The 19,213-nt window shown below is 52.5% G+C and carries 19 protein-coding genes and 1 other annotated feature; all 19 genes read left to right on the top strand.

Annotation, left to right across the window (positions count from 1 at the left end):
- Positions 1–12 precede the first annotated feature (12 nt).
- The 19 genes from ACLD72_RS30600 to fusA all read left to right on the top strand — a co-directional run bounded on the left by ACLD72_RS30600 (position 13) and on the right by fusA (position 19,212).
- Positions 13–252: a hypothetical protein gene (locus ACLD72_RS30600; protein ID WP_458476491.1), complete on the top strand. Its 240-nt coding sequence runs from the start codon at positions 13–15 to the stop codon at positions 250–252.
- A complete protein-coding gene (locus tag ACLD72_RS30595; RefSeq protein ID WP_251596225.1) occupies positions 147–560 on the top strand; it encodes a Mini-ribonuclease 3 in 414 nt (137 codons plus the stop codon). The genes ACLD72_RS30600 and ACLD72_RS30595 overlap by 106 nt, the downstream gene beginning before the upstream one ends.
- Positions 561–617: 57 nt before the next feature.
- On the top strand, positions 618–1,370 hold the full coding sequence (rlmB, locus tag ACLD72_RS30590; protein ID WP_411003021.1) for a 23S rRNA (guanosine(2251)-2'-O)-methyltransferase RlmB: 753 nt from the start codon (positions 618–620) through the stop codon (positions 1,368–1,370).
- Between the two features lie 5 nt (positions 1,371–1,375).
- Positions 1,376–1,897, top strand: coding sequence for an NYN domain-containing protein (locus tag ACLD72_RS30585; protein ID WP_128630058.1), 522 nt, complete (start codon positions 1,376–1,378; stop codon positions 1,895–1,897).
- Between the two features lie 158 nt (positions 1,898–2,055).
- Positions 2,056–2,709: an RNA polymerase sporulation sigma factor SigH gene (gene sigH / locus ACLD72_RS30580; protein WP_397334190.1), complete on the top strand. Its 654-nt coding sequence runs from the start codon at positions 2,056–2,058 to the stop codon at positions 2,707–2,709.
- A 388-nt stretch (positions 2,710–3,097) separates the two neighbouring features.
- Positions 3,098–3,247 (top strand): 50S ribosomal protein L33, encoded by a 150-nt coding sequence (gene rpmG, locus ACLD72_RS30575; RefSeq protein ID WP_128630056.1) that lies wholly within the window; start codon positions 3,098–3,100, stop codon positions 3,245–3,247.
- Between the two features lie 21 nt (positions 3,248–3,268).
- Positions 3,269–3,460: a preprotein translocase subunit SecE gene (gene secE, locus ACLD72_RS30570; RefSeq protein WP_036619486.1), complete on the top strand. Its 192-nt coding sequence runs from the start codon at positions 3,269–3,271 to the stop codon at positions 3,458–3,460.
- A 23-nt stretch (positions 3,461–3,483) separates the two neighbouring features.
- Complete coding sequence (gene nusG, locus ACLD72_RS30565) at positions 3,484–4,017, top strand: transcription termination/antitermination protein NusG (protein ID WP_251596142.1); 534 nt, start codon at positions 3,484–3,486, stop codon at positions 4,015–4,017.
- A 110-nt stretch (positions 4,018–4,127) separates the two neighbouring features.
- Positions 4,128–4,553, top strand: coding sequence for a 50S ribosomal protein L11 (gene rplK, locus ACLD72_RS30560; RefSeq protein WP_016310704.1), 426 nt, complete (start codon positions 4,128–4,130; stop codon positions 4,551–4,553).
- 196 nt (positions 4,554–4,749) lie between these two features.
- Positions 4,750–5,442: a 50S ribosomal protein L1 gene (rplA, locus tag ACLD72_RS30555; RefSeq protein WP_251596144.1), complete on the top strand. Its 693-nt coding sequence runs from the start codon at positions 4,750–4,752 to the stop codon at positions 5,440–5,442.
- Positions 5,443–5,524: 82 nt separating this feature from the next.
- Positions 5,525–5,675 (top strand) — a sequence feature (ribosomal protein L10 leader region).
- A gap of 35 nt (positions 5,676–5,710) precedes the next feature.
- Positions 5,711–6,220 carry a 50S ribosomal protein L10 gene (gene rplJ / locus ACLD72_RS30550; protein ID WP_036619489.1) on the top strand — a complete coding sequence of 170 codons (510 nt, stop codon included), beginning with the start codon at positions 5,711–5,713 and terminating at the stop codon, positions 6,218–6,220.
- Between the two features lie 68 nt (positions 6,221–6,288).
- Complete coding sequence (rplL, locus tag ACLD72_RS30545) at positions 6,289–6,654, top strand: 50S ribosomal protein L7/L12 (RefSeq protein WP_251596148.1); 366 nt, start codon at positions 6,289–6,291, stop codon at positions 6,652–6,654.
- Between the two features lie 526 nt (positions 6,655–7,180).
- A complete protein-coding gene (locus ACLD72_RS30540; RefSeq protein ID WP_411003020.1) occupies positions 7,181–7,780 on the top strand; it encodes a class I SAM-dependent methyltransferase in 600 nt (199 codons plus the stop codon).
- Between the two features lie 361 nt (positions 7,781–8,141).
- Positions 8,142–11,687 carry a DNA-directed RNA polymerase subunit beta gene (gene rpoB, locus ACLD72_RS30535; protein ID WP_411003019.1) on the top strand — a complete coding sequence of 1,182 codons (3,546 nt, stop codon included), beginning with the start codon at positions 8,142–8,144 and terminating at the stop codon, positions 11,685–11,687.
- Between the two features lie 45 nt (positions 11,688–11,732).
- Complete coding sequence (rpoC, locus tag ACLD72_RS30530; RefSeq protein WP_411003018.1) at positions 11,733–15,347, top strand: DNA-directed RNA polymerase subunit beta'; 3,615 nt, start codon at positions 11,733–11,735, stop codon at positions 15,345–15,347.
- A 184-nt stretch (positions 15,348–15,531) separates the two neighbouring features.
- Entirely contained in the window at positions 15,532–15,783 is a 252-nt protein-coding gene (locus ACLD72_RS30525) for a ribosomal L7Ae/L30e/S12e/Gadd45 family protein (protein WP_411003032.1), read from the top strand.
- Positions 15,784–15,924: 141 nt separating this feature from the next.
- A complete protein-coding gene (gene rpsL, locus ACLD72_RS30520) occupies positions 15,925–16,347 on the top strand; it encodes a 30S ribosomal protein S12 (protein WP_036619497.1) in 423 nt (140 codons plus the stop codon).
- A gap of 268 nt (positions 16,348–16,615) precedes the next feature.
- Positions 16,616–17,086: a 30S ribosomal protein S7 gene (gene rpsG / locus ACLD72_RS30515; RefSeq protein ID WP_128630049.1), complete on the top strand. Its 471-nt coding sequence runs from the start codon at positions 16,616–16,618 to the stop codon at positions 17,084–17,086.
- A gap of 47 nt (positions 17,087–17,133) precedes the next feature.
- Positions 17,134–19,212, top strand: a complete 2,079-nt coding sequence (gene fusA, locus ACLD72_RS30510) for an elongation factor G (protein WP_411003017.1) — start codon at positions 17,134–17,136, stop codon at positions 19,210–19,212.
- The last annotated feature ends 1 nt before the right edge of the window (position 19,213 follow it).

Here is a 19,213-nt window from a genome sequence, read left to right as displayed (position 1 = left end):
CTGGCAGTGCGGGTGCCGGCACGGAGGCTTCCGGCCGCGCAGGCACCGCCTCCGCCGGAGCTCCAGCCGGCACCGCAGCGGGTACCTCCGCCGGAGCTCCAGCCGCAGCTGTTTCAGCCGCCAGTGGCGCTTCCCCCGCGGCGCCCTTGTGGTTCCCCGACGCGCCGTCCAAACCGGCGCGCCTGCTGCCGCCGCTGGCGCTTGCCTACATCGGGGACGCCGTCTTCGAGGTCGCCGTCCGCCAGCATGTGATGTCCCGCGCCAACCTGCGGCCGCATCATCTGCACCGGGAGTCGACGAAGTACGTCTCGGCCAAAGCGCAGGCGCAGCTGCTCGCCTTGCTGGAGCCGCAGCTGACCGAGGACGAAAAGACAATCGTTCGCCAGGGCCGCAACGCCAAGTCGGGGACGACTCCGAAAAACGCCGACGTGCTGGAATACCGGCATGCCACCGCCTTCGAAAGCCTGGTCGGTTACCTGTACTATACAGGCGCCCACGACCGGCTTCGTCAACTGGTGGCTCAAGGCTTTGCGCATCTGGAAAGCGAACGGCGCGCTTAACAACAAGGTTTATTTTCATAACAACGGGAGACTTATGCGCTCCCTGGGAGGATTACGATGGAGGATCAAGAATGGATCGGCGGTAAACATTCGCTGCTTGAGGCCCTGAATGCCGGCCGCACGATCAACAAAATCTGGGTGGCCGAGGGAGCCCAAAAACACCTCACCCAGCCGATTTTGGCCGAGGCCAAAAATCGCGGTATCGTCGTCCAGTTTGTGGACAAAAGAAAGCTGGACCAAATGGTGCCGGGGCTGCAGCATCAGGGCGTGGTCGCGCAGGTTGCCCCTTATGCCTACGCGGAGGTCGACGATTTGCTGACCGCTGCCGGGGAGCGGGGAGAAGCGCCTTTTTTGCTGATTCTCGACGAAATCGAAGACCCGCATAACCTGGGTTCCATATTGCGGACTGCCGAATGCACAGGCGTGCATGGCGTCATTATCCCCAAGCGCCGTTCGGCCGCCGTGACGGCTACGGTATCGAAAACCTCGGCCGGGGCGGTGGAATACGTTCCCGTCGCGCGGGTGACGAACCTGGTGCAAACGATGGAGCAACTGAAGCAAGCGGGGATTTGGATCGTCGGCACCGACGTGAACGCCAGGGAAGATATGTATCAAGGCGGCGGCGTGCTGAACGGACCGGTGGCGGTCGTCATCGGTAATGAGAACAAAGGGATGGGGCGCCTCGTTCGCGAAACCTGCGACGTGCTGCTGAAGCTGCCGATGAACGGGAGGCTGAACTCCCTGAACGCTTCGGTGGCCGCGGGAGTCATGATGTACGAAGTGCTGCGCAGACGACGCGCCGAAGGTTAGCTGCTATGCGCGATCTGCGCGATGTGCTGCTGGTTGACGGTTACAACATGATCGGCGGGTGGCCCGAGCTCTCCGAGCTGTCCAAGCGGGATCTGCAGGAAGCCCGCGACAGGCTGCTTGAGCGGCTCGCCGATTACCAGGCATTTTCCGGAAGGAAAGTGATCGTCGTATTCGATGCTTACCGCGTGCCCGGACTCGGCAAATCCTATGCCCAAAATAAAGTGGACATGTACTTTACGAAGGAGAAGGAAACGGCCGATGAATGCATCGAGCGGCTGGTCGGCGAATTCAGTCACCGGCGGCGGCAAATTTATGTCGCGACAAGCGACATGGTGGAGCAGCATGTGATTTTCGGTCAGGGCGCACTGCGCATTTCGGCCCGGGAATTGTTGACTCAGGTGGAGCAAAGCGAAAAGGAAATCCAGCGCAAAATCGCCGAACGAAGCGAGAGCTTAAGCCGGAATACGCTGGATGCCAAGCTGAGTCCGGAAATGCGCCAGCTGTTTGAAAAATGGCGCAGGGAATAAAAGGGCATTCTTTTATTCTCCTCCCAAATACCCTTGACAAAGTTCGACTTTACATCTTTTGGTACTTTTGCTGTTGACGCTTTTATGGACCTTCATATATACTGTTCGTATTACTTGACTGAGTGACGGAGTACCGTGCGTTGCAGCCGGAGGGATTTGTGGTGAGTGTCAAACTCGAATCATGGGTTAGGTTTGACTATGAGATCCAAAATGACGAAGACATTGTCGAGGCGGTCCGCGAAGGCGACAGCGACGCGCTCGAGTACTTGATCAACAAGTACCGGAGTTTCGTGCGCGCCAAAGCCAGGTCTTATTTTCTGATCGGGGCCGATCGCGAGGACATCATTCAGGAAGGCATGATCGGACTTTACAAATCGATCCGGGACTTTCGGGGCGATAAGCTGGCTTCGTTCAAAGCGTTCGCCGAACTGTGCATTACGAGGCAGATTATTACGGCGATCAAGACGGCGACCCGGCAGAAGCATATCCCGCTAAATTCCTATGTCTCCTTGGACAAGCCGATCTATGACGAGGAATCCGACCGCACTTTGCTTGACGTGATTTGCGGTTCTCAGGTGAGCGATCCGGAGGAGCTGATCATTAACCAGGAAGAGTTCAGCGGACTGGAGGACAAAATGTCCGAAATTCTCAGCGACTTGGAGCGGAAGGTGCTGATGCTGTACCTAGACGGACGTTCTTACCAGGAGATCGCCGTGGATCTGAACCGTCACGTCAAATCGATCGACAACGCATTGCAGCGCGTCAAGCGTAAGCTGGAACGATATTTGGAAGTTCGCGACGGAACTATTTGAAAACGGGAACTAATTATTTTCATATAGGAAAGAATAGAGAAGGGCGCCTGTCTGTAGCAGCGGGAGCCCTTTTTTTGGAAAAGCCCGTCCGTTCGCAGATCCTGCCCTTTGCCGGGAGCGGATCGAAATACCGTAATTAAGCGGTTCTACTCTATTGGCGTTGCGCCTGGAAGAGAAAGACCGATTTAACCGTACAGGGTTTATCTTCCAAAATCGTGACCAATACTATAAATATTCGTAGGGGTTGGCTTGTTGTCTCGTTGACACGACTATAGCCATGTGATAAAGTGTTTTAGGTAGGCCTAAATTTGTGCTTGCGTTTTTTTGAATGCCGAATTTTAGGTCAATAAAGAGACGCTCATAAGAATGTCTTCGGGAGGTGCACATCATGCGGGTAATAATTACGATGGCTTGTACGAACTGTAAACAAAGAAACTACACGACAACGAAAAACAAGCGTAACCACCCCGACCGCATGGAGATGAAGAAATATTGTAAGTTTTGCAACGAGCAAGTTCTTCATCGCGAAACCAGATAGCCTTTGGAGGTGTAGTCGCGCATGAAACGCAGTTTCAAGTCGTTTTTTTCTTTTTTCTCGGAGAGCTGGGCTGAGCTTAAAAAGGTTCGCTGGCCTAATCGTAAAGAGCTGACTAATTATACGCTGATTGTGCTCGGTACAATTGTCGTTGTGGCGATTTATTTTTGGGTTCTGGATATCGGCATTTCTGCTGTGATCGAAGCGATAATTTAAGAAGGGTCCCTAGGTGGCTTGATATGGAAAAAAGATGGTATGTCGTTCATACCTATTCCGGGTATGAGAACAAAGTCAAAGCCAATTTGGAGAAGCGCGTTGAGTCCATGGGCATGGAAGACAAGATATTCCGCGTACTTGTTCCGATGGAAGAAGAAGTGGTAAACAAAGACGGCAAGAAGAAAACCGTCATGCGCAAAGTTTACCCGGGATATGTCTTGGTGGAAATGATCCAAACCGACGATTCCTGGTACGTTGTCCGCAATACGCCGGGAGTCACGGGTTTTGTCGGCTCCACGGGTTCCGGTTCCAAACCTACTCCGCTGCTTCCTGAAGAAGTGGAGCAGATCCTGCATCATATGGGCATGGAAGAGCCGAAGCCGGTGATCGAGTTCGAACTCAAGGAATCCGTACGCATCAAAGTTGGCCCGTTTGCTAATTTTGTCGGCTCGATTGAAGAGATTTTGACAGACAAGAGCAAGGTAAAGGTTCACGTCAACATGTTTGGCAGAGAAACCCCGCTTGAGCTGGATTATACTCAGGTGGAGAAGATATAATTAGGTGTTCAAAAGATGTTTTTTTGAACTACTTCTAAAGGTTTCTTATGGTTTCAAAGTGGGAGGAACTAAGTTCCGTCTACCACTATTAGGGCAAGGAGGTGTTTTACATGGCGAAAAAAGTTATCAAAGTGGTAAAACTGCAAATTCCTGCGGGTAAAGCGAACCCTGCACCTCCGGTAGGTCCGGCGTTGGGTCAAGCGGGTGTCAACATCATGGCATTCTGTAAGGAATTTAACGCACGTACTGCCGATCAAGCAGGTTTGATCATTCCGGTTGAAATTTCGGTGTTTGAAGACCGTTCTTTTACTTTCATCACCAAAACTCCTCCGGCAGCCGTTCTGCTTCGCGTTGCAGCGAAGATCGAGAAGGGTTCCGGCGAACCGAACAAGAAAAAAGTGGCTACCGTGAAGCGCGACACCGTTCGTCAAATCGCGGAGCAAAAAATGCCTGACCTGAACGCAGCATCCGTTGAAGCGGCTATGCGCATGGTTGAAGGTACCGCCCGCAGCATGGGCATCACGATCCAAGACTAAGGCTTGGAATGGATGAATTACTATGTTGCGAAATGCTTTAACATAGCAATTCATCTCCGGATGGAGTTTTATAAATGATCGAAGCATATTTATAAAATCCATCCCTGGATGAAATTTAATAATGCTTGTTGCATATTATCAAATTTCATCCTAAGTGGGAGGATATTCCGCTAATACCACAAAGGAGGACGAATTTATGGCTAAACACGGTAAGAAATACCTGGAAGCCGCTAAGCTGATCGACAGCGAAGCGACTTACGAGCCTTTGGAAGCCGTTGAACTGGTGAAAAAGGCGGCGACTGCCAAATTCGACGAAACGGTTGAAGCAGCAGTTCGTTTGGGCGTTGACCCGCGTAAACAAGACCAAGCCGTCCGCGGTGTGGTTGTCCTGCCTCACGGCACAGGCAAAACCCAACGCGTACTGGTATTCGCCAAAGGCGACAAAGCGAAGGAAGCGGAAGCTGCCGGAGCTGATTTCGTTGGCGATCAAGACATGATCAACAAAATCCAACAAGGCTGGTTCGAGTTCGATGTCTGCGTAGCTACACCGGACATGATGAGCGAAGTTGGTAAACTCGGCCGTCTGCTCGGCGGTAAAGGCCTTATGCCTAACCCGAAAGCAGGTACCGTTACGTTTGACGTAGCGAAAGCCGTTCAAGAAATCAAAGCTGGTAAAATCGAGTACCGCCTGGATAAAGCAGGTCAAATCCATGCGCCAATCGGGAAGGTTTCTTTCGGTGCTGAACAACTGAATGAAAACCTGAAAGCTCTCATTGACGCGTTGAACCGGGCTAAACCGGCTGCGGCCAAGGGTGTTTACTTGAAAAATATCGCGATTTCTTCGACCATGGGCCCAAGCGCTCGCGTTAATACGGCAACTTACAGATAATACCTGCGCTCTGACGGGCGCTAAGGATTGACAAGAAAGTGAATCCGCTGGTATACTGTAATGGTTGTTTTGATGTGAGACTGACATGTGAATATGCTTACCGTAGACAGTAGGTGCCGCAAGGCTTAATTTCCTACCGAGGTGTTCTGATAGAACGTGATTTCATGCGGATTCCCACGTGAAATGCTTCATTCAAGCCTTCGTGATTCTACGGAGGCTTTTTTAGTGGTGTTAAAGGCTCATGCAATTCTAATAGGAGGTGTACAGTTTGGCAAACGCAAAAGTCATTCAAGCGAAACAAGAAGCGGTTGACGCTTTGACTGCGAAGCTGCGCGAAAGCGCGACGACCGTCGTGGCGGACTATCGCGGGTTGAATGTTGCGCAAGTTACCGAACTCCGCAAACAGCTTCGCGAAGCTGGCGTGGAATTCCAAGTGCTTAAGAATACGCTCGTTCGCCGTGCAACCGCTGCTGCGGAACTTTCTGAACTGGACGAAGTGTTGACCGGTCCGACGGCCATCGCATTCAGTACGGAAGACGCAGTAGCTCCGGCAAAAATTTTGAGCGATTTCGCCAAAAAGAACGATGCATTGAAAGTGAAAGGTGGCGTGGTTGAAGGCCGTGTCGTTGGCGTCGACCAAATCAAAGCGCTGGCGGATCTTCCGTCCCGCGAAGGTCTCCTTTCCATGCTCCTCAGCGTGCTGCAAGCTCCGATGCGCAACTTCGCGCTCGCGGTCAAAGCCGTTGCCGAGAAAGAAGAGGGCGGCGCAACCGCGTAAGCCTCTTCGGCAATTCGTGATTTGAAGTACCACAAACAACAAATTATTAAAATAATGGAGGTTCAACCATGAGTAAAGAGTCCATCTTGGAAGAGATTAAAGGTATGACCGTTCTTGAACTGAACGATCTTGTAAAAGCGATCGAAGAAGAATTTGGCGTGACTGCAGCAGCTCCAGTAGTTGTAGCAGGTGGCGGCGGCGGCGGTGCTGAAGCTGCTGAACAAACTGAATTCGACGTGATCCTGACTAACGCCGGCGCATCCAAAATCAACGTTATCAAAGTGGTTCGCGAAATCACGGGCCTCGGCTTGAAAGAAGCTAAAGACCTGGTAGACAACGCACCAAAACCGCTGAAAGAAAAAGTGGGCAAAGAAGAAGCCGACGCTGTAAAAGCAAAATTGGAAGAAGCAGGCGCAACTGTAGAAGTAAAATAATTGCTCCTTCTCCTCTGGCAAACCCCTTGAACCTGATTCAAGGGGTTTGCTTTGCTACGAAGACCTGCATTTTTGAGGCCCAAAATAGAAAACGGTGTTTGGCAGCCGGGAGTGCCGGATGGCAAACCGTTGGCCTTCGAAATAGCGGAACTTTATGTACTTATTTTCCAGAGCCTAGCGTGTTCATCCCCATTAGCGACATAATTTGTCCTTATTTTCCTATGTATGGCCCAAAACACGGGTATTTCCTGTCGACAGGAGGAAATAGCGACATAAATTTCCCCTATTTTTTCAAATGAACGGATATCGCCAGAATAACGGCATTTTTTACCCTTATTTTTTGAGGGGGCTAGAGTTTCTCAGACAGCCTGGTTTTAGATTGTTTGTCAAGCGCCGTTTTTGGTTTTGAGCCCATATGTTTCCCGGGATGGACCGCGCTGGCTTAAAGGCAAGCGGATCGGCTAAAATAGTGGGGTAGGCGTTAACCGCGCAACGAATTCATCGATGTATCGGAGGAACGGTATCTATGTCGGATCACTATTATTCCAGCAACCCAACGGCCCAGCATGACCGCAAAGTGTGGGATACGATGCTGCGGGGGCAGGCTTTCCGCTTCGTGAGCGACGCGGGAGTGTTCGCTAAAGGCGGCGTCGACTTCGGCAGCCGCACCCTGATTGAAGCGATGGAAATTCCGCAGGATGCCAGAGTCCTTGATGTGGGCTGCGGCTATGGACCGATCGGACTTGCGGCGGCGAAACTGGCCAGCGGGGGGCATGTGACAATGATCGACGTTAACGCCAGAGCCGTGGAATTGGCCAAGGAAAACGCGGAGCTAAACCGGGTCCGCAATGTAACGATTCTGGAAAGTGATTTGTTTGCGTCTTTGGAGGACCAAAAGTTTGATGCGGTGTTGACCAATCCGCCGATTCGCGCCGGCAAAGACATCGTGCACGCAATTTTTGAAGGGGCTCATGAACGCTTGAAGGCGGGCGGAACATTGTGGATCGTGATTCAAAAGAAACAGGGCGCCCCATCGGCGAAGGTGAAGTTGGAGTCGCTTTTTGCGCGGGTAGAGGAAGTTACCAAGGATAAGGGGTATCGAATCTATAAAGCGGTCAAAGCATGAATCTCAGATTGAGGCTTGTAAAAAAAACGGATAGTTGACTTGACAAATTCGCTATGTTATTATTATAAAATGTCAGCATTAGGATGCCCTCCGTGGCTTTAGTTGCCGAAAATGTCAATAGTTATGCGTAAACAACGCATAAAAGTCGGCTGTTTTACGTATAATATGCACATTTTGGGTAAACTATTGAATACGGGGTCATCAGGGCAGATAGACACGGATAAATGATGCTCTTTTTTCGAAAGCATTCGATAAGGGCTTTTCTTTATTTGTGGATGAATCCGTATGGTCCTATTATAAGGGCACAAACACGGGTTCGCAATGAATTTTTAAGTGAGTAGACATGAGGGGTGAGTTTAAGTTGGCAGGACATCTTGTTCAATATGGTCGACGCACTCGGCGCAGTTATGCGCGAATTAACGAGATACTCGAAGTTCCGAACCTGATCGAAATCCAACAGAAATCCTACGAGTGGTTCTTGGATGAAGGCCTGCGGGAAATGTTCCAGGATATCTCGCCAATCCAGGATTTCACCGGGAATCTGGTGTTGGAGTTCATCGATTACAGCCTGGGCGAACCGAAGTACACGGTGGATGACGCGAAAGAACGCGACGTAACGTATGCGGCGCCGCTGCGGGTTAAAGTCCGGCTCATTAACAAGGAAACCGGGGAAGTCAAAGAGCAGGAAGTATTCATGGGAGATTTTCCGCTGATGACCGAAACCGGCACATTCATTATCAATGGTGCGGAACGGGTTATTGTCAGCCAGTTGGTTCGCTCTCCTAGCGTCTATTTCAGCACAAAAGTGGATAAGAACGGCAAGAAGATGTATACCGCAACCGTTATTCCTAACCGCGGAGCCTGGCTCGAGCTGGAGACGGATGCGAAGGATATTATTTACGTGCGGATCGACCGTACCCGCAAAATCCCTGTCACCGTGCTGCTTCGTGCGCTCGGATTCGGCACGGATGCCGAAATCCTGGATTTGCTGGGCAACGACGAATACATCCGCAACACCCTTGACAAAGACAATACGGACTCGACGGAAAAAGCGCTGATAGAAATCTACGAACGACTTCGTCCAGGCGAGCCGCCAACGCTTGAAAACGCGAAAAGCTTGCTCGTGGCGCGCTTCTTTGATCCTAAACGTTACGATCTGGCCAATGTCGGCCGTTACAAAATCAATAAAAAGCTGCACATCAAAAACCGTTTGTTCAACCAGCGTCTTGCCGAAACGCTGATCGATACGGCCACGGGCGAAATCATCGCCGAAGCCGGCCAGATGGTGGATCGCCGTTTGCTGGATGAGATTCTTCCTCATCTGGAAGATAGCGTTGGCTTCCGAGATTGCCATGTGACGGGCGGCGTGCTGGATTCGGAGGATATCCCTCTGCAAACGATCGATGTGTTCTCGCCGATCGAAGACGGCAAAGTGGTGAAGGTCATCGCCAACCGCAACATTGATAAATCGGTGAAGCATATCACCCCTGCTGATATTATTTCTTCAATCAGCTATTTTATTAATTTGCTGCACGGCATCGGCAGCACGGACGACATTGACCATCTCGGCAACCGCCGTCTGCGTTCGGTAGGCGAACTGCTGCAAAACCAATTCCGGATCGGCTTGTCCCGGATGGAACGCGTCGTGCGTGAAAGAATGTCGATTCAGGACGCCAACGTGATTACGCCGCAGGCGCTGATCAACATTCGTCCTGTGATCGCTTCGATCAAAGAGTTCTTCGGCAGCTCGCAGTTGTCCCAGTTTATGGACCAGACGAACCCGCTTGCGGAGCTTACGCATAAACGCCGTTTGTCCGCGCTCGGTCCGGGCGGTTTGACCCGGGAACGCGCCGGCATGGAAGTGCGTGACGTTCACCCGTCCCACTACGGCCGGATGTGTCCGATCGAAACGCCGGAAGGTCCGAACATCGGTTTGATCAACTCGTTGTCCACGTTTGCGCGGATCAACGAATACGGCTTTATCGAAGCGCCTTACCGTTGGGTTGATCCGAAGACCGGCACAGTTACGGAGCAGGTAGCTTACCTGACGGCGGACGAAGAAGACAACTATGTCATCGCCCAGGCGAACGCGAAGTTGACCGAAGACAACAAGTTTGAGGATGAGTTCGTTATCGTCCGGTACAACAAGCAATCCGATAACATTTTAACGATGCCGAGCAATCGGGTGGATTACATGGACATTTCGCCGAAGCAGGTCGTGTCCGTGGCGACGGCGCTCATTCCGTTCCTGGAGAACGATGACTCCAACCGCGCGCTCATGGGATCGAACATGCAGCGTCAGGCGGTACCATTGCTCATTCCGAAGGCTCCGCTCGTCGGAACCGGCATGGAGCACAAATCCGCCAAGGACTCCGGCGTCTGCATCGTCTCGAAATACGACGGCATCATTGAACGCTCGGCCGCCAACGAAATTTGGCTGCGCCGCGTGGAAGTGGTGGACGGCAAGGAAGTCAAAGGCGACATTGTCAAATATAAGCTTCACAAATTCATGCGTTCCAACCAAGGAACCTGCATCAATCAGCGTCCGATCGTCAAACGTGGCGATATCATCAAGAAAGGCGACATCCTCGCCGACGGTCCGTCGACGGAAATGGGCGAATTGGCGCTTGGACGCAACGTGGTCGTGGCCTTCATGACTTGGGAAGGTTACAACTATGAGGATGCGATCCTGCTGAGCGAGAAGCTGGTTAAGGAAGACGTATACACCTCCATCCATATCGAGGAATATGAATCCGAAGCCCGCGATACGAAGCTCGGACCGGAAGAAATTACCCGCGATATTCCGAACGTAGGGGAAGAGGCGCTGCGCAATCTCGACGAACGCGGCATTATCCGCGTCGGTGCGGAGATCGCCGCCGGCGACATCCTCGTCGGCAAAGTTACGCCGAAGGGCGTAACCGAGTTGACGGCGGAGGAGCGCCTGTTGCATGCGATCTTCGGCGAGAAGGCGCGCGAAGTCCGTGATACGTCGCTGCGCGTACCACACGGTACGGACGGCATCGTCGTTGACGTCAAGGTGTTCACTCGCGATAACGGTGACGAGCTGCCGCCAGGCGTGAATCAGCTTGTCCGCGTCTATATCGCCCAAAAACGGAAAATTTCCGAAGGCGACAAAATGGCCGGACGCCACGGCAACAAAGGGGTCGTAGCCCGGATTCTGCCGGAAGAGGATATGCCGTTCATGCCGGACGGAACGCCGGTACAGGTCGTGCTCAACCCGCTCGGCGTGCCTTCGCGGATGAACATCGGGCAGGTGTTGGAAATCCACCTTGGGATGGCTGCCCTGCAAATGGGCATCCACGTCGCTACGCCGGTATTCGACGGCGCGAACGAAGAAGACGTATTCGACACGATGGAAGAAGCCGGCATGCAGCGCAACGGTAAGACGATGCTGTACGACGGCCGCACGGGCGAACCGTTCGAACGGGAAGTTACCGTCGGTGTCATGCACATGATCAAGCTGGCGCACATGGTTGACGATAAAATCCATGCCCGCTCCACCGGACCATACTCGCTCGTTACGCAGCAGCCGCTCGGCGGTAAAGCGCAGTTCGGCGGACAGCGCTTCGGGGAGATGGAAGTGTGGGCGTTGGAAGCTTACGGCGCCGCTTATACGCTGCAGGAAATTCTCACCGTCAAGTCGGACGATGTGGTCGGCCGCGTGAAGACGTACGAATCCATCGTCAAGGGCGAAAACGTGCCTGAACCGGGCGTCCCGGAATCGTTTAAGGTTTTGATCAAAGAGCTGCAAAGCTTGGGGATGGACGTCAAGATCCTGACCGAAAACGAAGAAGAGATCGAGATGAAGGAAATCGACGACGAGGAAGATGCCTCCGGCGATAAACTCAGCCTCAACCTGGAAGGTTCCGAAGTCGGAGTAGAATAGAGCGTAGAAAGTCAATATCAGGACTTGGTTAAGGAGGGATGCTCCTTGTTGGACGTCAACAACTTCGAGTTTATGAAAATTGGGCTTGCTTCCCCAGACAAAATTCGTTCTTGGTCCCGCGGAGAAGTGAAGAAACCAGAAACGATCAACTACCGCACGTTGAAACCGGAAAAGGAAGGGCTGTTCTGCGAGAAGATTTTTGGCCCGACCAAAGACTGGGAATGTCACTGCGGCAAATATAAGAGAGTTCGCTACAAAGGCGTAGTCTGCGACCGCTGCGGCGTCGAAGTCACAAGAGCGAAAGTGCGCCGCGAGCGGATGGGGCATATAGAGCTGGCCGCGCCGGTGTCCCACATTTGGTACTTCAAAGGGATTCCGAGCCGCATGGGCCTTGCGCTTGACATGTCGCCGCGCTCCCTGGAAGAGATCATTTATTTTGCATCTTATGTCGTGACAGACCCTGGTGAAACGCCGCTGGAGAAAAAGCAGCTTTTGTCCGAGAAAGAATACCGCAGCTATCGCGAGAAATACGGCTACGGTTTCCAAGCCGGCATGGGTGCGGAAGCGGTGAAAAAACTGCTCCAGGATCTCGATGTCGACAAAGAGCTCGATTTCCTGAAAGAAGAGCTGCGCACGGCTCAAGGCCAACGCCGCAACCGGGCGATCAAACGCCTTGAAGTCATCGAAGCGTTCAAGAGCTCCGGCAATCAGCCGGACTGGATGATCCTTGACGTGCTTCCGGTTATTCCGCCGGAACTCCGTCCGATGGTTCAACTCGACGGCGGACGTTTCGCCACGTCGGACCTGAACGATCTGTATCGCCGCGTCATCAACCGGAACAACCGTTTGAAACGGCTGCTTGATCTGGGCGCGCCCGATATCATTGTGCAAAACGAAAAACGGATGCTGCAGGAAGCGGTGGACGCCTTGATCGACAACGGCCGCCGCGGCCGCCCGGTAACGGGCCCGGGCAACCGTCCGCTCAAATCCTTGAGCCATATGCTGAAAGGGAAACAAGGCCGTTTCCGGCAAAACCTGCTCGGGAAACGCGTTGACTACTCCGGCCGTTCCGTTATCGTCGTAGGCCCGTACCTGAAAATGTATCAGTGCGGCCTGCCGAAGGAAATGGCGCTGGAGTTGTTTAAGCCTTTCGTGATGAAAGAGCTGGTCAACAAAGGCCTGGCGCATAACATCAAAAGCGCGAAGCGCAAAGTCGAACGCGTAAGTCCCGAAGTTTGGGATGTGCTCGAAGAGGTTATTAAGGAACATCCGGTTCTGCTAAACCGTGCTCCTACGCTTCACCGTCTTGGCATCCAGGCGTTTGAACCGATCCTCGTCGAAGGCCGCGCCATCCGTCTTCACCCGCTCGTATGTACGGCTTACAACGCCGACTTCGACGGCGACCAGATGGCCGTTCACGTGCCGCTGTCGGCGGAAGCCCAAGCGGAAGCGCGCATTTTGATGCTGGCTTCCGGCAACATTCTGAACCCGAAAGACGGCAAACCAGTCGTTACGCCTTCGCAGGATATGGTCCTCGGCTCCTACTATCTGACGATGGACAACAATGAAGCCGCAGGCGCAGGTATGATTTTGTCCTCGGTCAACGAAGCGGTGTCCGCATATCAACGGGGGACGGCTTCCTTGCATGCGCGGGTGGCTATCCCGGCGAAAGCTTTGGGCAAAACGAGCTTTACGGAAGCGCAGCAAAACGCTTTGCTGATCACTACGGTCGGTAAAATCATTTTCAACGAAATTTTCCCGGCCAGCTTCCCGTACATTAATGAACCGACCCGTGTGAACCTGTTCCAAGGAACGCCCGATAAATACTTTATTCATGAAAAAGGCGCGGATGTCGCGGATCGGATCATGACTGCACCGCAGGCGGGCGGGGTCGGCAAAGAATACCTCGGGGAAATTATCGGACGTTGCTTCGAGATTTACCAAACGACGGAAACCTCCGTTATTTTGGACAGAATCAAGCAAACCGGCTTTACTTACTCCACGCGTGCGGGCGTAAGTATTGCGGTGGCGGACGTTATCGTTCCGAAGGAAAAACAAGACATCTTGAGTGAATCCGAGGAAAAGGTACGGGTAGTCACCAATCAATACCGCCGCGGTCTGATCACGAACGAAGAACGCTACGACCGCGTTATCGATATCTGGTCCAAGTGTAAGGATCAAATTACCGATGTTTTGATGAAGTCGATGGATCGCTATAATTCCATCATGATGATGGTCGATTCCAAGGCGCGGGGCAACAAGTCGCAGATCACCCAGCTCGGCGGCATGCGGGGCCTCATGGCCAACCCGGCCGGCCGCATCATCGAACTTCCGATCAAATCGAACTTCCGCGAGGGCCTCACGGTCTTGGAATACTTTATTTCGACGCACGGCGCGCGGAAAGGTCTGGCCGATACCGCGCTGCGGACGGCGGACTCCGGTTACTTGACCCGCCGTCTCGTCGACGTGGCTCAAGACGTTATCGTGCGCGAGGAAGATTGCGGTACGGATAAAGGCTTTACCGTCAGCGTCATTCAGGACGGCAAAGAGGTTATCGAAAATCTGTACGACCGGATTGAAGGGCGTTACTCGTTCGAAACAATCCGGCATCCGGAAACCGGCGAGATCATCATTCACCGCAACGAGCTGATCGATTCCGACAAAGCGCATGAAATCGTGGACGCGGGAATTGCGAAGCTGCAAATTCGCTCCGTACTCAGCTGCCGCGCCCGTCATGGCGTCTGCAAGAAGTGCTATGGCCGCAACCTGGCCACAGGCAAACACGTGGAGATCGGCGAGGCTGTCGGCATTATCGCCGCGCAGTCGATCGGCGAACCGGGAACCCAGCTCACCATGCGTACGTTCCATACCGGGGGCGTTGCGGGCGACGACATTACCCAAGGTTTGCCGCGGATTCAGGAGCTGTTTGAAGCCCGGAATCCGAAAGGTCAGGCCACCATCAGTGAAATAGACGGCGTGATCAAGGAAATCCGCGAAGCGAAGGACCGCCGCGAAATCGAGGTGCAAGGGGAAGCGGAAACGAAGGTATATTCCGTAACCTATGGTTCCCGCCTGCGCGTAAGCGAAGGCGATCAGATCGAAGCCGGCGACGAGCTGACTGATGGTTCGATCGACCCGAAAGAAATTTTGCGCATCAAAGGGATTCGCGGCGTGCAGAACTACATTTTGCAGGAAGTTCAGCGCGTATACCGCAACCAGGGCGTAGAAATCAACGATAAGCATGTCGAGGTTATGATCCGCCAGATGCTGCGCAAAATTCGGATTGTCGATTCCGGCGATACGCCGCTGCTGCCGGGCTCGTTCGTCGATCTGCATGAGTATGAAGTGGCGAACAAGGAAGCCATTTTGTCCGGTCAAGAGCCCGCCGTGGCCAAACCGGTTCTGCTCGGGATTACGAAAGCATCGCTCGAAACGGATTCCTTCCTGTCGGCCGCTTCCTTCCAGGAAACGACGCGCGTGCTTACCGACGCTGCCATCAAAGGCAAAGTGGATAAGCTGCTCGGCCTGAAGGAAAACGTCATTATCGGGAAGCTGATTCCGGCCGGTACCGGCATGAACCGTTACCGCAGCCTCCAGTTCGAGGAGTCTGAACTGGACGAGACGAGCGAGGAAAACCTTGAGCCTGTTTCCGTTGAATAGGTGATATGAAGTGCAGCGCCGATGCGGTCCCTATGGTTATGGTAGATTAACCTGCCGGGTGCATCGGCGTTTGTCTTTTGAAACTACGAAACGAGAAATAATATGCTTGACATCGCCTATTGTGGAGTGCTACTATATCATAGTGCGTGAGTACGGATACCCTGTGCTTTGGAGGACGTTTAGGATGTCTAATGATAAAGGACTGCGGGACGCACCTGTGAAAATCGGCACCAAGCAAACCATGCGAATGGTTGAACTCGGACGTGCCGTGGAAGTTTACGTGGCTGAAAATGCTGATCCACGTCTTACATCGAAAATCATCGCCTTATGCAATGAGCGCGGCGTCAAGGTCACACTGGTGGACACGATGGCGGCTCTCGGCAAAGCCTGCGGAATTGACGTGGGAGCGGCGATGGCTGCGATTGTAAAACCATAGTTGATCGAAATGTTTTTGCACTCGGGTGGAAGCTCGCAGGCAAAAACTTTTCCTTTGTTCTTTTATGAACCGCCTGGGTCTGTGGGCTTAGGTAAACGGTTTGTAAAAAACATGAATTCTGAGGAAGGGGGTGGCAACAACATGCCAACAATTAACCAATTAGTACGCAAAGGACGCCAGGAGAAGGTGTACAAATCCAAATCGCCAGCGCTGCAAAGAGGGTTTAACGCTCTGAAACGCGAAGCTACGGATTTGAGCTCTCCGCAAAAACGCGGCGTCTGCACTCGTGTAGGCACGATGACTCCGAAAAAACCGAACTCCGCGCTTCGTAAATATGCCCGTGTTCGCTTGACGAACCGTGTAGAGGTGACGGCTTACATTCCGGGTATCGGACATAACCTGCAAGAGCACAGCGTTGTGCTGATCCGCGGCGGCCGGGTCAAAGACCTCCCAGGTGTACGTTACCATATCGTACGCGGAGCTTTGGATACCGCCGGCGTTAACAACCGGATGCAAGCCCGTTCCAAATACGGCGCAAAACGTCCGAAAGCGAAAAAATCCTAAGGCGCGACCTGTTTCGTGATCCGAAGATGACTTTTTGAACTACCGTTTCAATGGAGGTTCAAAAAGTTAGGTTTGGAGTACCGAGAAGGTTGGATGAAGCTAGGGACTGAGTAGCGGAGCGTAGACAGATCTACGTGAGAAACGGAAGGCCCGGCTGAATTCAAGATTCGATGCCGAATAACCTTCTATGTATATTTTCGTGATCCGAAGATGACTTTTTGAACTACCGCTACTAGGTTTGAATTATTGCAGAAAGGGGGATAACTATATGCCACGCAAAGGTCCAGTTGCCAAAAGAGACGTGTTGCCGGATCCGGTGTATAACAGCAAGCTGGTTACTCGCTTGATCAACCGCATCATGATCGACGGTAAACGCGGTGTTGCTCAAAGTATTCTTTACAACGCGTTCAACCTCATTCAAGAACGTACGGGGAACGACCCGATGGAAGTATTTGAAGCAGCACTTAAGAACATCATGCCTGTTCTGGAAGTTAAAGCTCGCCGTGTCGGCGGTGCGAACTACCAGGTTCCGATCGAAGTTAAGCCGGAAAGACGTACATCCTTGGGATTACGTTGGCTCGTAAACTACTCCCGCAACCGCGGTGAGAAAACGATGGAAGAGCGTTTGGCTGCCGAGATTATCGACGCATCCAACAACACAGGCGCTTCCGTGAAGAAACGCGAAGACACGCACAAAATGGCGGAAGCGAACAAAGCGTTCGCACACTACCGCTGGTAGGATTTCGTCCGTAATTCAAAACTTCTATTTTGAAGGGAGACAGATTCATGGCAAGAGAGTTCTCCTTGAAAAATACACGTAATATCGGGATCATGGCGCATATTGACGCCGGTAAGACAACCACGACGGAACGGATCTTGTTCTACACAGGCCGTACGCACAAAATCGGGGAAGTTCACGAGGGTGCTGCGACGATGGACTGGATGGAGCAGGAGCAGGAGCGCGGAATCACGATTACGTCCGCTGCGACCACCGCTCAATGGAAAGGTCACCGCGTAAATATCATTGATACTCCGGGACACGTCGACTTCACCGTTGAAGTCGAACGTTCCCTTCGTGTATTGGACGGGGCTGTAGGGGTATTCAGTGCAAAAGAAGGCGTTGAGCCTCAGTCCGAAACCGTCTGGAGACAGGCTGACCGTTACGGCGTTCCGCGAATCGCCTACGTCAACAAAATGGATATTATCGGTGCGGACTACCTGAACGTTGTAAATGATATGCGCGATCGTCTGCAAGCGAACGCAGTTGCTATTCAACTGCCGATCGGTGCGGAAAGTGATTTTGTCGGAATCATCGACATCATCACCAAGAAAGCCTACTTCTATAAAGACGATTTGGGTCAAAACATCGAAGAGGGCGAGATCCCTGCGGATCTTGCCGATAAGGTAGATGAACTCCGTGCGGAACTGGTTGAGAAAGTTGCCGAGCTGGATGAAGACTTGACGATGAAATACCTCGAAGGCGAGGAAATCACCGTTGAAGAATTGAAAGCTGCACTGCGCAAAGGCGTTTGCGAAGTGAAAGTTTTTCCGGTCGTTTGCGGGTCTTCCTACCGCAATAAAGGGATTCAGCTGATGCTGGATGCCGTCATCGATTACCTGCCTGCACCGGTTGATGTACCGAATATCCAAGGTCACTTGGAAGACGGTACGGAAGTTGAACGCCACTCTTCCGACGAAGAGCCGTTCTCGGCACTGGCATTTAAAATCATGACTGACCCATATGTGGGTAAACTGACGTTCTTCCGCGTATACTCCGGTATTTTGCAATCTGGTTCTTACGTGCTGAACGCGACCAAAGCCAAACGCGAACGGATCGGCCGTATCCTGCAAATGCATGCCAACAGCCGTCAAGAGATCAACGAAGTATACGCTGGTGACATTGCGGCGGCTGTAGGTTTGAAAGATACGGGCACGGGTGATACACTGTGTGATGAGAAGAATCCGGTTATTCTCGAATCGATGAACTTCCCGGATCCAGTTATCGAAATCGCCGTTGAACCTAAGACCAAAGCCGACCAAGACAAATTGGGCGTAGCTCTCGGCAAGCTGACGGAAGAAGACCCGACGCTTCGCGCTTATACAGATGAAGAAACTGGCCAAACGATCCTTAAAGGTATGGGTGAACTTCACCTCGATATCATTATCGACCGGATGCGCCGTGAATTCAAAGTTGAGACGAACGTAGGTAAACCGCAAGTTGCTTACCGCGAAACGTTCAAAGCGCCTGCGCGCGTTGAAGGTAAATTCGTACGTCAGTCCGGCGGCCGTGGTCAATACGGTCACGTCTGGGTTGAATTCGAACCGCTGGAGCCAGGTACAGGCAACCAGTTCGACAGCAAAATCGTCGGTGGTGCCGTGCCGAGAGAATATATCGGTCCTGCACAACAAGGTATCGAAGAAGCTATGCAGAACGGTGTTCTTGCCGGCTTCCCGGTAGTGGACGTGAAGGCGACGATCGTCGACGGTTCCTACCACGATGTCGACTCCAGTGAAATGGCGTTTAAAATCGCCGGTTCCATGGCCCTTAAAGCGGCTAAGGAAAAATGTCAGCCGGTTCTGCTTGAGCCGATTATGAAAGTCGAAGTAACGGTACCGGAAGAGTACATGGGTGACGTTATGGGTATGCTGAACTCTCGTCGCGGACGGATCGAAGGTATGGATTCCCGTGGCGGCGCGCAAATTATCCGTGCGAAAGTGCCTCTCTCTGAAATGTTCGGTTACTCGACCACGCTTCGCTCCGGTACGCAAGGACGCGGCGTATTCTCGATGGAACTTTCTCACTACGAAGAAGTTCCTAGAAATATCGCCGAAGAAATCGTGTCCAAGAACAAAGGCGGAGAATAAT

The sequence above is a fragment of the Paenibacillus lacisediminis genome, from assembly GCF_046567315.2.
This window is presented reverse-complemented; position numbering and strand designations above follow the sequence as displayed.